The sequence below is a fragment of the Parerythrobacter lutipelagi genome (assembly GCF_005434975.1).
Classification (GTDB): Bacteria; Pseudomonadota; Alphaproteobacteria; order Sphingomonadales; family Sphingomonadaceae; genus Parerythrobacter_A; species Parerythrobacter_A lutipelagi.
This window is the reverse complement of record NZ_SKCJ01000002.1, coordinates 360,700-374,520: the sequence shown is the minus strand read 5'-3', so window position 1 is coordinate 374,520 and position 13,821 is coordinate 360,700. Positions and strand designations below refer to the sequence as shown.

Sequence of the window (13,821 nt, the reverse complement as noted above, 5' to 3'; positions counted from 1 at the left end):
GACTAAAGCCTGTGCGCATGTCTGATGATACGTCGCCGGAAAGCTACACCTACGCGGGTGCAGGTGTCTCGATCGAGGCCGGAAATGCGCTGGTCAAAGCGATCGGTCCGCTGGTCAAAGCCACCGCGCGGCCCGGCGCGGATTCGGAAATTGGCGGCTTCGGCGGCTTTTTCGACCCCAAAGCCGCCGGGTACAGGGATCCGCTGCTGGTTGCGGCCAACGATGGCGTCGGCACCAAGCTGAAGCTGGCGATCAACCACGACCGCCATGACACAGTCGGGATCGATCTGGTTGCCATGTGCGTCAACGATCTGATCGTGCAAGGCGCGGAGCCGCTGTTTTTCCTAGATTATTTTGCCACCGGCAAGCTGGAGAACGGCGTTGCGGAACGTGTAATTGCGGGGATCGCAGAGGGCTGCAAACAGGCCGGCTGTGCGCTGATCGGCGGGGAAACGGCGGAAATGCCCGGCATGTATGCAGCGGGCGACTATGACCTCGCGGGCTTCTGCGTCGGCGCGGTCGAGCGCGGCGAGCAGCTGACCGGAGAGAAAGTCGCCCCGGGCATGGTGCTGCTTGGTCTGGCCAGTTCAGGCGTGCACTCGAACGGCTATTCACTGGTGCGCCGGCTTGCAGCCGACAAGGGGTGGAAGCTGGACCGACCCGCCGTGTTCGATCAGGAGCGGCTGCTGATCGATGCGCTGATCGAACCGACTCGCATTTACGTGAAGAGCCTGCTCGGGCCCATCCGCAGCGGCAAGATCGCCGCGCTGGCGCATATAACCGGCGGCGGCCTGCTGGAGAATATCCCGCGTGTATTGCCCAAAGGCGCCCATGCGGTCGTCGACGCGGACGCGTGGGAGCAGCCGCGCCTGATGGCGTTCCTGCAAGCGCAGGGGAATATCGAGCCCGAAGAAATGGCACGCACCTTCAACTGCGGGGTCGGCATGGTGCTGGCAGTGGCTGTGGGTGATGCCGCCGATGTGACCGCGATGCTCGAAGCCGCTGGCGAAACCGTTTTGCAGGTTGGAACGATCGACACCGGAGAACGCGGCTGCACCGTGCGCGGCTCTGCCGGCACCTGGTCGGCGAAGGTTGACTGGGACGCCGTTCACCTTGCCTGACGGGACGCATCCCGACGCCACACGCAGAGCGCGAGTCGCTGTTTTCATATCCGGCAAAGGCACCAATATGGCGGCGTTGCTCTACGCCAGCCGGCAGCCGGCCTGTGCCTATGAAATCGTGCTCGTGGCCGCAAACGATCTGTCTGCCGAAGGGCTGAAGCTGGCCGCAGCAGAAGGCGTTGCGACCTTCGCCCTGCCGCACAAAGGCATGGCCCGGGCAGACCATGACGCTGCGATGGAACAGGCGGCCAAGGACGCCGGTGCCGAATACATCGTTCTCGCCGGGTATATGCGGATCTTGAGCGAAGGCTTCGTTCAGCGCTGGGCGGGGCGAATGCTCAATATCCATCCGTCGCTGCTGCCCAAATATCCTGGTCTCGACACCCATGCCAAGGCCATAGCCGCGGGCGACAGCACGGCAGGCGCAACGGTTCATCTGGTAACTGAAGAACTGGATGCAGGCGAGGCGCTTGGCCGCGTGGAAGTGGCGATCTGGCCCGGGGACACGCCCGAAAAGCTCGCCAGCCGCGTGCGCGTGGCAGAGCATCAGCTCTATCCGCGCGTTCTGTCGGACTATGTCTCTCGCGGCAATGATCCAGCCCACTTGCTTGCCCGAGTGCGCGAACTCGCGCTGGCCTTGCCGCAGGCGCATGAACGCGAAAGCCATGGCGCCGCCGGATGGCGCGTTGGAAGCGAGAAATCCGGCAAGTATTTCGCCTATTTCAACGACCAGCACCACGGCACTCCGCATATTGCCGTGCTGGCAAAGACATCGGGCATGGACGAGTTGCTCGGTCTGGTGGAAGCGCAGCCGGAAGCCTATTTCAAGCCCGCCTATTATGGCGCAAGCGGATGGATCGGCGTGATCCTCAACCGCCCCGATGTCGACTGGGAGGATGTTGCCGACTGGCTCGAACGCAGTTGGCGGCAGGTCGCCCCGAAGAGCGCAACAAGGCTTCTCGACGTGGCAGGCAACTTCTGACCCAAGAACCATGATGTCCTTGTCAGATCGCACGGCTAGCACCGTCTGACGAAACACGGCGGGATCGCAAGCGCGAAGCCCTCGAGACGGTTCCGTTCGCCTGTTTGAAGCTCAGGCGGCGACGGACCGTTGCACTAGGTCCGGGACGAGCGCTTGGAGCAGGGTCTGTTCCACCTGACTGCCGTGCGTTTCCCAGAAATCGATCTGGCGACCCGACACGTGAACCCGCCACAGCAAGTCGTTGCAGAATGCCGGTTCATTCGAGGTCGCCTTGCCGCGCATCAACAGCTGCCCGCCTACCCGCGCCACGCTACCGACTTGAAGCCGATATTCGATCCCGGAGTCGAACAGCCGTCTGGCCATTTCGAGAGCGTTCGCTTTACCAACGATACGTTGTCCACGCGCGTCGAGAAATTCGAGATCGTCAGCCAGGACGGCACTCAACGCGTCAATATCTTCGGAATTCATGGCGGCAATCAGCGAGCGGATTGCGCGCGGGACCGGTTTGGGACCCAAAAAATTTTGCGATTCGACCTAGCATGACCAGCTAAGGCTAACACATTGGTTCCCTTCGGGAAACCCACGCCTCAGCCTTAGCCGGTCATGCCAGACTTCAAAATGTAATTAGCCGACGATCTCGTCTTCGTTGAAGAAGTAAGCGATTTCGGTCGCTGCGTTCTCGTCCGAATCCGAACCGTGCACGGTGTTCGCTTCGATGCTTTCGGCCAGTTCCTTGCGGATTGTGCCCGGTGCAGCGTCGGCTGGATTGGTTGCGCCCATGATATCACGATTGCGCTGCATGGCATCTTCGCCTTCGAGCACCTGAACCACAACCGGGCCGCTAATCATGAAATCGACCAGTTCGCCAAAGAAAGGGCGTTCCTTGTGAACCGCGTAGAAGCCTTCAGCCTGTTCGCGGGTCATATGGATGCGCTTGGAGGCAACGACCCGCAGGCCGGCTTCTTCCAGCATCTTGGTGACTGCGCCGGTCAGGTTGCGGCGGGTGGCATCGGGCTTGATGATCGAAAAGGTGCGGGTAACCGCCATGGGGTATTCCTTCGATTGGGGAGAAACGGGGTAATTTTCTTGCGCGCGCCCCTAGCCTCGCCCCCTTAATTCCGCAAGTGTTTCGCTTGCGTGGGATGCCGCGACGCTAAGGGGCCGAGCCAATCATCAATTGCCCCTGTGTCTTGCCCTTGTCCCCGCCCGGGACTGTACTGAACGAGAATATGACGTCTTTTGCGCCCTTCCCGCCGATGATCATCGAGTTGTCGGTGGTCAATTCCATTTCGATCTCGATGCCCGCCTGATCCGCCTTCTTCCGATAATAGGCGATCAGATCTTCCGGCGACGAATCGCTCACAAAGGTCAGAAGTGCGCCTTTGTCACCATTTTGGGCAAAGCTGGTCGACTGCAGGACCTGGGCACCGGGATAAACTTCAAACCCGAGGGGAAGATCGATCGCCGCACCGGGGCCGGATCGCATGGTTGCAGTGCCGCCTTCGGTCGGGATCGTGGTGGTCCGCGTTTCACCGTCGGCGCTGCGCTCGACTTCGGTCGTCGCACTGGCATCAGCCTCCGCTTCCGACACCTGAGCACCTTCACCGCTGCAGGCTGCGAGCAAGGACACCATCCCCAAGATTACCAGATTGCGCATCGGCCAAGCCTCCTGTCCGGTCATAGAGGAGCATATTCGCGCTGAAGTCGCAACGCCCGTCACGCAGCCTTGATCCAGCGTCCCGCCTCCTGTTTCCAGAAATTGCGCTCGATATCCTCTGCCTCGCCAAGCTCGCGCCACAGTTCGCGCGCGGCTTCGATGGTCGCATCGCCGAACATCAGAAACACGCGGTCGAACCGGCGCGCCTCTTCGCGCCACGCGCCATCGGCCATCAGCACCATCTTCGCTTCATTGGCAGCACTGCAACTGTCCGACAGCAGGATCGGTTGCCGGGCGGCATGGGGTTCTTCTGCGAAGCCATTGGCGAGGAACGCTTCCGATTCGGCCCACAGCCCCTCGGCAATCGCCTCGAGCTGAGCGTGCTCGTGCGACACAATCAGCAATCGCTCACCGCTCTCGCACACCTTGCGCGCCAGCATGGGCACGACTTTCTCGACCGGGTCGCGGCTGAGCTGGTAGAAATCGACTCTCACGAACCTGCCTTCTCATGACCCGTGGCGCGCGGCTTGTTGCCTGTCTTGTTCAGACGGCAACGCTCCGAGCAATACCGCACTTTGTCCCAGTCGCGCTCCCACTTCTTGCGCCAGACAAAGGGCAGGCCGCATGCCGCGCAGATCTTGCTTGGCAGATCGGCCTTCTTGCGCATTTTCGGGATGGAATTGCCTCCGCCTTGTGCTGCCGCCGCTCAGTTTTCCAGCGTGTTGCGGACGAGCTGGTCCATCAGCCGCACACCATAGCCGGTCGCGCCCTTGCCCCAGGTCAGTCCGGGCTTCTCCGCCCACACCGTTCCGGCGATGTCGCAATGCGCCCACGGCGTATCATTCATGATGAATCGCTTGAGGAATTGCGCCGCTGTGATCGATCCGGCCTCGCGTGGTCCGATGTTCTTCATGTCCGAGATCGGCGAATCGATAAGCTTGTCATACGCCGGGGCGAGCGGCATCCGCCACAGCTTGTCGCCGGTCTCACGGCCCGCAGCCAGCAGATCATCTGCCAGCGCATCATTGTTCGAGAATACGCCGGCATGTTCATTGCCGAGCGCGATCAGCATCGCGCCGGTCAAGGTAGCGAAATTGACGATTCGCGCCGGCTTGTATTCCACCTGCGTCCAGTGCAGCGCGTCGCACAGGACCAGCCGGCCTTCGGCATCGGTGTTCAGCACTTCGATCGTCTGGCCGGACATGGAGGTGACAATGTCCCCCGGACGCTGTGCCTTGCCATCGGGCATGTTCTCGACCAGCCCCATGACGGCAACGATGTTCGCCTTGGCCTTGCGTTTGACCAGTGTGAGCATCGCCCCGGCGACGGCCCCAGCCCCGCCCATGTCGAATTTCATGTCCCACATGCCCGGACCCGGCTTCAGCGAAATCCCGCCGGTGTCGAAGGTCACACCCTTGCCGACAAACGCGACCGGCTTTTCATCTCCGCCGCCGTTCCATTCGATTGCCAGCAGATAGGAAGGCTGCTCACTGCCGAGGCCGACACCGAGCAGCGCGCCCATTCCAAGATCTTCCATCTCGGCTTCATCGAGCACGCGCAGCTTGGCGCCGGTGCCGTCGAAGCGTTCCTTGCAGCGTTCGACAAAACTGCCCGGATAAATCGTGTTGGCCGGTTCGGCCACGAGTTCGCGGGTAAATTCGACGCCTTCCGCCAGCGCCGCATAATCGGCCCATGCAGCTTCGGTGCCTTCTGGCGCGCCGACAACGGTTACAGCGGCCAGAGTAATCTTCTCTTCGGCCTTCATCTTGGTGCGATAGACATCATGGCGCCACGCGCGCAGCCGCAGACCAAGCAGAACGGCCGCCGCATGGACCGCATCGAGCCCGCTGTCGGTCAGGTCGAGCGCAAGGTCCGTAGCGCCGGAAGTCATGAATTTTGCCGAGATCGCCGCGCCGGCCTTCTCGCAATTTGCATGGCGGGCTTCGGCATCAGGCGCGCCAGCACCGGCAATCGCGACACGGACGGCTTTACCGCCGCGCTCGACAAAACTTTCGAACAGCTGGCCGGCCGTGCCTTTGAAACGTGCAGCTTCTGCACCTTCGTCAAGGGCAAGCTCGAGACCGGAAGGCATCTTGCCCTTGTCGGCAATATGCGCCACCAGCCGCGCGTCCGAAGGCCGAGTATCGGTGAAATTGATCTGCATGGGTTCTCCAGAAAATCCTGATCTTCCGCGATGCGCGTCTAATCGCGCTTCATCGGCTATGGCGATTGCGATTAGGCGCGGCCAGTGCGATAGGCAAGCCATGCGCCGCGCCGATCCTGTGCTGGTTAACCCCCGTCGCCGTTATCGGGTGCCGATTGTGCCGGGCGCACTGGCCTTTGCCATGCTCGCATTCTGGGCGCCGTCGGCGATGGCTCAGGATGAAACCGTTAGCCCGCCGCAGTCTGAGGCTTCACCAAGCGGGCGAATCATCGATTTCGAAGCCGATGAACTGGCTTACAATTCCGAAACCGATACGGTCACCGCCACCGGGAACGTGATATTGCGCAGCGACGATCGGTCGGTGCGTGCCGATCAGGTCGTGTGGAATCGCCCTTCAGGAACGATTCTCGCTGCTGGCGGCGTGCGGTTTGTCGACGAGGCCGGCAATCAGCTGTTTACCGACCGTGTGGAGCTGACCGACGAGTTTGAAGCGGGCGCGATGGACGACCTGCTGCTCGCTTTGCGCGAAGGCGGCAGGCTGGCCGCCCGATCCGGCGAGCGCGGCGATGACGGGACGGTCGTGCTCAATGATGCCGCCTACAGCGCGTGCGCTGTGGTCGATCCGGAAGGGTGCGACAAAGATCCGAGCTGGCGCATCACGGCTGACCGCGTGACCTATGATCCGGCGGACAATCGCGTGCGCTTCAAGGGTGCGGTACTCGAACTGTTCGGCGCGCGCATTCTGCCCTTGCCGGGCCTCGCCGTGCGAACCGATGGCAAGGCAGTATCAGGTTTCCTCGTGCCGGATTTGCGGGTCTCGGAGTCCAACGGTGTCGAGGTCAGCGGTAGCTATTACTGGCGGCTGGCGGAGAACAAGGACCTCGAAGTCACCGGATATGTCTTCAGCGAAGCCCCGCCAATGGTGCAGGCCAACTGGCGTCACCTCGCAGCCGAAGGCGCGTACAAGATCACCGGCTATGTGACGCAAAGCAGGCGCATCTCCAGCTTCACCGGCGTCCCGACCAGTGAAAGCGATATTCGCGGCTATATCGACGCCAACGGCAAGTTCCAGTTCACGCCCGAATGGAGCATCACCGGCTCAGCGCGGGTGGCGACCGATCGCACTTTTCTGCGCCGCTACGATATCAGCCGCGACGATCGCCTTCGCTCGACCGTGAACGCCGAGCGGATTGATGATACATCCTACCTGTCGATTGCAGGATGGGCGACGCAAACGCTGCGCCTGACTCAGGACCAGGGGCAGGTCCCGATAGCCTTGCCGGTGATCGATTTCCGCAAGCGGGTAAGCGATCCGACCGGCCTGGGCGGAACGCTCGAATTTCAGGCCAACACACTCGCGTTGTTCCGCGACGAAGGGCAGGACACGCAGCGTGCCTTTGCCTCGGCTCAGTGGGCGCTCAAGCGCCTGACCAATCTGGGACAAGTCGTCACTCTGACCGGTCTGGTGCGCGGCGATGTTTATCACAGCGATGAGAATTTTCTTACGGCAACGGCATCCTATCGCGGCAACCCCGGGTGGGAAACGCGCGGTGTCGCGCTTGCAGCGCTCGACATGCAATGGCCCCTGGTCGGCGAAGCATTTGGCGGCACTCAGGTGCTTACCCCGCGGGTGCAGCTGGTCGCGAGCCCCTCGATCCGCAATCTGGCTGTGCCGAATGAAGATGCGCGGGCAATCGATCTGGAAGATTCGAACCTTTTCTCACTCAATCGTTTTCCCGGGTACGACCGGATCGAAGACGGTGTGCGGGTCACCTACGGGTTCGACTGGGAATTGCAGCGCCCGGGTTGGCGGGTCCGGTCGACGCTCGGTCAATCCTACCGGCTCGACAACAACAAGAACATCCTCGTCGACGGAACCGGGCTGAGCGATCGCGTCTCCGATTTCGTCGGCCGGACTGAAGTGCGTTACAAGGATTTCGTCAGCCTCACGCACCGCTATCGCCTCGACAAGGATAATTTCGCAATCCGGCGCAACGAGTTCGACGCAACCGTCGGCAGCAAGAAAACCTATGCCGAGATCGGCTATTTGCGCCTCAATCGCGATATCGACGCCGGGATCGAGGATTTGCAGGACCGTGAAGAATTGCGCATCGCCGCCCGGGTGGCCTTCGCCCGCTACTGGTCGGTTTTCGGGTCGGGCGTGTTCAATCTGACCGATGCGAAGGAGGATCCATTGCTGTCGTCCGACGGATTCGAACCGATCCGCACGCGCCTTGGCGTGGCCTATGCCGATGATTGCCTGGAGATGGGGCTGACATGGCGGCGCGACTATGTCACCGCCGGCGATGCGCAGCGCGGGGACACGTTTCAGCTGTATTTCGCAATTCGCAATTTCGGCTTCCGATAAAGCCGGAACGCATAATTTCACCGCCATTGGCAGGCGACTATCCTTCAGCTATTTGACCGGCACACTCAGCTTCGGTTAAGCCGCGATGCTCAAGAGGCGGACAGCAATTCGGCGCGCGGATAAGCGCAAGAGACGGAAACAAAATACGTGATCAATAGCATTTGTACCAAGCTTCTTGGCGGGCTTGCCGCCGCTACTCTCGCCGCAACGCCGGCGATGGCTGCGGCACAGGCTGCCCAATCGCAGGCCGAGCAGGCTCAGGCCGCCCAGGCTCAGGCCGCGCAGGAAAATCTCCGGGTCGGGCCTTACGGTATTCCGGTTGCCACGGTCGGCGCAAAACTGAATGATCCGAACAATCGCGCACCGGTCGTGGTGGTCAACGGTGCCGTGATTACCGGAACCGATCTCGCCCATCGCGTGGCTTTGCTGGTGGCGACTTCGGGCGGTGAACTGCCGGAGAACGAACTCCAGCTGGTCAGACTGCGCGTGCTTGGCAATCTGATGGACGAGACGCTGCAGATGCAGGCCGCCACCGCCCAGGAACTGCCGGTCGACAACGCCCAGGTCGAAGCGCGGTATGCCGAAGTGGCGCAGCGCAATTTCGGATCGACTGCAGATGCGATCGATCAGATGAACGCGCAGGTGATCGCTTTCGGATCGTCGCCAGCATCACTCAAGCGCCAGATTCGCGGCGAGCTTGCCTGGCAGAGGCTGCTTGGACGCAATGTCGTGCCATTCATCAATGTTTCGCAGGAAGAAGCGCAGGAGCGCTGGGAACAGCTGCAGGCATCGCGTGGGGCTGCCGAATACCGGATCGGCGAGATTTTTCTCGGCTATACGCCTGAAACACGCGAAGCCGTGCTGCAGAACGCGCAGACGATTTTCGAAAGACTGCGCCAGGGCGGCAACTTCCAGGCCTATGCCCGCCAGTTTTCCGAGATGTCGACCGCAGTTCAGGGGGGCGACCTCGACTTCGTCCAGCTCAATCGGCTGCCGCCGGAAATCGGCACTGAAGTAAACACCATGCAGGTCGGCGAATTGCGCCTCATCGAAAACTCCGGCGGATTCAGCATCATCGTGCTGGCTGACCGGCGTCAGGTGCTGCAAGCCGATCCGCGCGACACGATGCTCAACCTCACGCAGGTTTCGCTTCAGGTCCCGGCTGGGATCAGCCAAGCGGATTTCAACGCCCGCATGCAGGCCATGCAAACCGGTTTCCAGAATGCCGGAAGCTGCGCAGCCGCTAGCGGCATAGCGCAGCAACTGGGCGCTGAGATCATCGAAGGGCGCGCCTTGCAGGCCCGCGACATTCCGCAACCGTTGCAAGGCGTGTTGTTGGGGATGCAGGTTGGCCAGGCCACCGAAGCTTTCGGCACGCCGGAAGAAGGCATCCGGGTTCTGATGCTGTGCGGCAAGCAAGCCCCGCAGAGCGAAGCGGGCAAGACCGTCGGTCAGATCCAGCAGGAAATCGAAAACGAGCGGATCGAGAAACGCGCCAATGCCTTCCTGCGCGATCTGAGAAACGACGCTGACATCCGGTTCTTCTGACCCATGCGGGCGCGCTGATGGCCCGACACGATTTGTCCGCCCCGTTGATCCTGTCGCTGGGCGATCCGGCGGGTGTCGGCCCTGAGCTGATCGCTGCCGCGTGGGCAGCGCGGGAAGCAGAAGGTTTGCCTGCGTTCGCTGTGGTCGGCGATGCCCGATGCCTGGAGCAGGCGGCGACGACCCGCGGGATCCATATCGTTACACGCGAAATCGCTGCGGCAGCGCAGGCATCAGAGGTGTTCAGCGCCGCCTTGCCGGTGATCCCGTTGCTCCGCTGTGCTCACACGCCGGGCACACCGGGCAGTGCGGGCGCGAGTGCAGCTCTGTTGTCGCTTGAAGAAGCAACGCGGCTGGTCCGAGAGAATGAAGGTTCTGCGCTGGTCACCGCACCGGTCAGCAAGCACGAACTGGTGCAGGTCGGCTTCGGCTTTCCCGGACAGACTGAATTTCTGGCGGAGCGATGCGGGATCGCGTGGCAGGAAACAGTGATGATGCTGGCCGGGCCCAGTCTGCGCACAGTCCCGCTGACTATCCATTGCGCGCTGGCCGATGTGCCCGGCAAGCTTTCAGCCGAGCTGATCGTCAGCCGTGCTCAGGTCACGGCGAATGCGCTGCAGCGCGATTTCGGCATCCCGCAGCCGCGCCTCGCGATTGCCGGCCTCAATCCGCACGCCGGTGAAAACGGTGCGTTCGGCGATGAGGAAGCGCGGATAATCGAACCCGCAATCAAGCGGCTGCTCGACGACGGATTTGACGTGTCCGGCCCGCACGCTGCCGACGCGCTGTTCGCGCCGCACAAGCGCGGAAGCTATGATGCAGCGCTGTGCATGTATCACGATCAGGCACTGGTGCCGATCAAGGCGCTGGACTTCGATCAGGGGGTCAACTGCACGCTTGGCCTGCCGATCATCCGTACCAGTCCTGACCACGGAACGGCGTTCGATATTGCGGGCAAGAATATCGCCGATCCCGGCGCGCTGATTGCCGCGATCCGGCTGGCGGGCGAGATGGCCGTCCGGCGCGCGCATGGCTGACCTCCCGCCCCTGCGCGAAGTCATCGCAAGGCATGGCCTGAGCGCGTCGAAAGCCTTGGGGCAGAACTTCCTGTTCGACGCCCAGTTGCTCGACCGGATCGCGGCCATTCCGGGAGATCTGGCAGGCACGCCAGTCCTCGAAATCGGCCCCGGTCCCGGCGGATTGACGCGCGCCTTGCTCAAGGCCGGTGCTCGGGTGACCGCGATCGAGATGGACCGCCGCTGCATGCCTGCTCTGGCCGAACTGTCCGAAGCCTATCCCGGCCAGCTGAAAGTGATTGAAAGCGATGCCCTGAAGATCGACCATGCGGAGCTGATGGGCGAGCCCTTCGCAGTGGTCGCCAACCTGCCTTACAATGTCGGGACAGCGCTGTTCGTGCGCTGGCTGGGCGGAGAAAGCTGGCCGCCGCACTGGACCTCGCTAACGCTGATGTTCCAGCAAGAGGTCGCGCAGCGCATTGCGTCGAAACCCGGCAGCAGCGCCTATGGGCGGCTTGCGGTTTTGGCGCAGTGGCGCAGCGAAGCCGCTCTGGCGATGAAAGTCCACCGCAGTGCCTTTACGCCGCCACCCAAGGTGATGAGCGCCATCGTCCATGTCACACCATCGGACATGCCCGACGGCGTTTCCGCCCGCATGCTGGAGCGGCTGACCGAGGCAGCATTTGGCCAGCGCCGCAAAATGCTGCGGCAAAGCCTGAAAAGCGTTCCCGGCGCGGTCGAAGCGCTGGCCGAATTGGGGATCGATCCGCAACGCCGGGCTGAAACGCTGGCAGTCAGTGAGTTTGTATCGTTGGCCCGCAACCTGAGCTGAGCCAGCCCGAAAACCCGCTTGTGCTGCCCCAATGCTTTGGGCAAATGGCGGCACATGGATATCCTCGCCCTGCTCTCCGATCCGGCTGCCTGGCTGGCCCTGCTAACCCTGATCGCGCTCGAAGTGGTTCTGGGGATCGACAATTTGATCTTCATCGCCATCCTGTCGAACAAGCTACCCGAGCATCAGCAGCAGAAGGCGCGGCGTATCGGGCTGTCGCTTGCGCTCATCATGCGGATCGGGCTGTTGATGCTGATCGGCTGGATCGTGACCCTGCAGACACCGCTGTTCGATCTCGGCATTTCAGGGGCTTCCAACGAATATGGCGATGCAACCTTCGAGACGGCATTTTCCGGGCGTGACCTGATCCTGCTCGCTGGCGGGTTCTTCCTTTTGTGGAAAGCAACCAAGGAAATCCACCACTCGATGGAACCGGACGACGACAGCGGCGAATTGCTCGACAAGACACCCGGCATCGCTGCGGCCGCAACCGCCACATTCGGCACAGTGATTGTCCAGATCATCGCCATCGACATCGTATTCTCAATCGATTCCATTCTCACTGCTGTGGGCATGACCGATCACATTCCCATCATGGTAACAGCTGTTGTGATAACGGTCGGGATTATGATGATCGCAGCCGATCCGCTGGCAAAATTTATCGAGAAGAACCCGACGCTGGTGATGCTCGCGCTGGCCTTCCTCGTGATGATCGGGCTGGTTCTGGTTGCCGATGGTTTCGGCTTCCATGTGCCGAAGGGCTATATTTACGCGGCGATGGGCTTCTCTGTCGGGGTCGAAATTCTCAATATCGTCCAGCGTGACCGGCGGCGCAAAGCGGCCGCCGATGCCAAAGCCATTGAAGCGGCCTAGCTTATTACCGGGCGATTGAGTGCCGGATTGGCCTTCACCATCATGGCGGCGATGCTGGGCGATTGCTCGGCTGCCCATTCCATGATTTCGCGGTAGAGGATGATGTCGATCCCATCGAGTTGCTTCATGCGGATCGCCACCGGGTCACCCCACAGTGCCCATTTGGTCGATGCAAGCTCCATTTCCGAAAACGGAAGGATCAGGGGTTTCGAGCCGTATCGGAAGGGGTGCATGATCTGCAGGCCGATGCCTGTTGGCAAGACCGTGACATGGACCGGCGGATAGACCCGCTGACGCTGGTTGGTGCTCATGCCCCAGCGAATTCCGCGTTCAGCGATCGCGGCCGCCCCGGCCAGCTTGGAGGGGTTTCCGCTCCGCTCGAACGCCCCCGCATAGGGTCCGGCCGCTTTGCGCCACATGGCCAGATGCATTTGCAGGATCGGGTACAGGATCGCGCCCAACACACCCACACTCAAGGCGAGTGAGAACGAGTATCTTAGCGCCAACCCGATGAATTCTACGACCTGTTCCATCCTTCAGCCATGCCACCAATGGCTGAACAATTGGTTTTCAGAGCAAAATCAGCGGAATGCGCGGCAACCGCTGCTTTCGGAGCGCTGCGAATAACCCCAGCTGCGATAACCCGAAACATCGACATGAAACCGCCCGCTCGCCCGGTCCGGCATGGAGGGATCGAAATAGGCGCCGAGCCCGAAGCGGCTGGCCGGTCCGAGCTGTGCTTGCAGCTGGCACAAGTTGCCGAACAGCTGCGAATTGGGGATCGGTTCGACCGGTGTCAGGTCAACAGCCGAAAAGGAAAGGTGCCTGCTACGAACCGCGCCGCCGATGCAGTCATTGAAATCGGGCGTGCGATAGGTCGATTGCACTTCGACTGCGCCGATTTCAGGGGAAACATGATCCCGCACAAGCACCAGCACAGGCACGATATTCGCCCAGTCGTCCCGCGGCGGGATCAGGAATTGAGGACGCTCGCAATCCTTGGAACGATTGGCATCGGTGCGCGTCAGCTGCCAGACGGGCACGACATTTCCCACCCCCTGCCCGGCGAGATAGTCAGCGAAGTCTTCGAAATCGCGGATTCGGTCAGGGTCCGCAATCAACCATTGGTCGAAGGCTGCGCGAGAATAGGCTTGCGGAGCATTGCTGCCGATCAGCGGGGCATCGCCCGGCCGCGTGAGCAGCCAGACGACAAGTCCCAGCAACACGAATGCGACGACGGCAAGCAATCGGCGGCGCATGACG

At 61.6% G+C, this 13,821-nt stretch carries 15 protein-coding genes; 7 read left to right on the top strand and 8 right to left on the bottom strand.

The window, feature by feature from the left end:
• Positions 1–17 precede the first annotated feature (17 nt).
• Complete coding sequence (purM, locus tag E0502_RS10125; RefSeq protein ID WP_137677891.1) at positions 18–1,121, top strand: phosphoribosylformylglycinamidine cyclo-ligase; 1,104 nt, start codon at positions 18–20, stop codon at positions 1,119–1,121.
• Positions 1,114–2,103, top strand: a complete 990-nt coding sequence (purN, locus tag E0502_RS10120) for a phosphoribosylglycinamide formyltransferase (RefSeq protein WP_275668359.1) — start codon at positions 1,114–1,116, stop codon at positions 2,101–2,103. The genes purM and purN overlap by 8 nt, the downstream gene beginning before the upstream one ends.
• 111 nt (positions 2,104–2,214) lie before the next feature.
• Here purN and E0502_RS10115 read toward each other — a convergent pair whose 3' ends face one another.
• From E0502_RS10115 to E0502_RS10090, 6 genes are all read right to left on the bottom strand, one after another.
• The gene (locus E0502_RS10115; protein ID WP_137677889.1) at positions 2,215–2,619 is read right to left on the bottom strand and encodes a YybH family protein; all 405 of its coding nucleotides are present in this window, start codon (positions 2,617–2,619) and stop codon (positions 2,215–2,217) included.
• A gap of 108 nt (positions 2,620–2,727) precedes the next feature.
• Entirely contained in the window at positions 2,728–3,150 is a 423-nt protein-coding gene (ndk, locus tag E0502_RS10110) for a nucleoside-diphosphate kinase (RefSeq protein ID WP_137677888.1), read from the bottom strand.
• Between the two features lie 106 nt (positions 3,151–3,256).
• Positions 3,257–3,760 carry a hypothetical protein gene (locus E0502_RS10105; protein WP_137677887.1) on the bottom strand — a complete coding sequence of 168 codons (504 nt, stop codon included), beginning with the start codon at positions 3,758–3,760 and terminating at the stop codon, positions 3,257–3,259.
• A 59-nt stretch (positions 3,761–3,819) separates the two neighbouring features.
• Positions 3,820–4,254 carry a DNA polymerase III subunit chi gene (locus E0502_RS10100; protein WP_137677886.1) on the bottom strand — a complete coding sequence of 145 codons (435 nt, stop codon included), beginning with the start codon at positions 4,252–4,254 and terminating at the stop codon, positions 3,820–3,822.
• Positions 4,251–4,427, bottom strand: a complete 177-nt coding sequence (locus tag E0502_RS10095) for a DUF2256 domain-containing protein (RefSeq protein ID WP_420813497.1) — start codon at positions 4,425–4,427, stop codon at positions 4,251–4,253. The genes E0502_RS10100 and E0502_RS10095 overlap by 4 nt, the downstream gene beginning before the upstream one ends.
• Before the next feature lie 39 nt (positions 4,428–4,466).
• Positions 4,467–5,924 (bottom strand): leucyl aminopeptidase, encoded by a 1,458-nt coding sequence (locus E0502_RS10090; RefSeq protein WP_137677884.1) that lies wholly within the window; start codon positions 5,922–5,924, stop codon positions 4,467–4,469.
• Between the two features lie 100 nt (positions 5,925–6,024).
• On the opposite strand from E0502_RS10090, the gene E0502_RS10085 reads away from it, so the two are divergent.
• The 5 genes from E0502_RS10085 (at position 6,025) to E0502_RS10065 (ending at position 12,558) form a co-directional block, all read left to right on the top strand.
• A complete protein-coding gene (locus E0502_RS10085) occupies positions 6,025–8,292 on the top strand; it encodes an LPS-assembly protein LptD (protein ID WP_137677883.1) in 2,268 nt (755 codons plus the stop codon).
• A gap of 147 nt (positions 8,293–8,439) precedes the next feature.
• A complete protein-coding gene (locus E0502_RS10080; RefSeq protein ID WP_137677882.1) occupies positions 8,440–9,840 on the top strand; it encodes a peptidylprolyl isomerase in 1,401 nt (466 codons plus the stop codon).
• 17 nt (positions 9,841–9,857) lie between these two features.
• Complete coding sequence (pdxA, locus tag E0502_RS10075) at positions 9,858–10,874, top strand: 4-hydroxythreonine-4-phosphate dehydrogenase PdxA (RefSeq protein ID WP_137677881.1); 1,017 nt, start codon at positions 9,858–9,860, stop codon at positions 10,872–10,874.
• Positions 10,867–11,685 carry a 16S rRNA (adenine(1518)-N(6)/adenine(1519)-N(6))-dimethyltransferase RsmA gene (rsmA, locus tag E0502_RS10070; protein ID WP_137677880.1) on the top strand — a complete coding sequence of 273 codons (819 nt, stop codon included), beginning with the start codon at positions 10,867–10,869 and terminating at the stop codon, positions 11,683–11,685. The genes pdxA and rsmA overlap by 8 nt, the downstream gene beginning before the upstream one ends.
• 54 nt (positions 11,686–11,739) lie before the next feature.
• The gene (locus tag E0502_RS10065; RefSeq protein WP_137677879.1) at positions 11,740–12,558 is read left to right on the top strand and encodes a TerC family protein; all 819 of its coding nucleotides are present in this window, start codon (positions 11,740–11,742) and stop codon (positions 12,556–12,558) included.
• Here E0502_RS10065 and E0502_RS10060 read toward each other — a convergent pair.
• Both E0502_RS10060 and E0502_RS10055 read right to left on the bottom strand, forming a co-directional pair.
• A complete protein-coding gene (locus E0502_RS10060; RefSeq protein WP_137677878.1) occupies positions 12,555–13,091 on the bottom strand; it encodes a hypothetical protein in 537 nt (178 codons plus the stop codon). The two genes, E0502_RS10065 and E0502_RS10060, sit on opposite strands and share 4 nt — an antisense overlap.
• A 48-nt stretch (positions 13,092–13,139) precedes the next feature.
• Entirely contained in the window at positions 13,140–13,817 is a 678-nt protein-coding gene (locus E0502_RS10055) for a D-Ala-D-Ala carboxypeptidase family metallohydrolase (RefSeq protein ID WP_137677877.1), read from the bottom strand.
• Positions 13,818–13,821 lie beyond the last annotated feature (4 nt).

Coding starts and splice junctions, on each gene's coding strand:
- purM (WP_137677891.1), top strand. CDS start 18: ATGTCTGATGATACGTCGCCGGAAAGCTACACCTACGCGGGTGCAGGT.
- ndk (WP_137677888.1), bottom strand. CDS start 3,150: ATGGCGGTTACCCGCACCTTTTCGATCATCAAGCCCGATGCCACCCGC.
- E0502_RS10105 (WP_137677887.1), bottom strand. CDS start 3,760: ATGCGCAATCTGGTAATCTTGGGGATGGTGTCCTTGCTCGCAGCCTGC.
- E0502_RS10095 (WP_420813497.1), bottom strand. CDS start 4,427: ATGCGCAAGAAGGCCGATCTGCCAAGCAAGATCTGCGCGGCATGCGGC.
- E0502_RS10090 (WP_137677884.1), bottom strand. CDS start 5,924: ATGCAGATCAATTTCACCGATACTCGGCCTTCGGACGCGCGGCTGGTG.
- E0502_RS10085 (WP_137677883.1), top strand. CDS start 6,025: ATGCGCCGCGCCGATCCTGTGCTGGTTAACCCCCGTCGCCGTTATCGG.
- pdxA (WP_137677881.1), top strand. CDS start 9,858: ATGGCCCGACACGATTTGTCCGCCCCGTTGATCCTGTCGCTGGGCGAT.
- rsmA (WP_137677880.1), top strand. CDS start 10,867: ATGGCTGACCTCCCGCCCCTGCGCGAAGTCATCGCAAGGCATGGCCTG.
- E0502_RS10065 (WP_137677879.1), top strand. CDS start 11,740: ATGGATATCCTCGCCCTGCTCTCCGATCCGGCTGCCTGGCTGGCCCTG.
- E0502_RS10060 (WP_137677878.1), bottom strand. CDS start 13,091: ATGGAACAGGTCGTAGAATTCATCGGGTTGGCGCTAAGATACTCGTTC.
- E0502_RS10055 (WP_137677877.1), bottom strand. CDS start 13,817: ATGCGCCGCCGATTGCTTGCCGTCGTCGCATTCGTGTTGCTGGGACTT.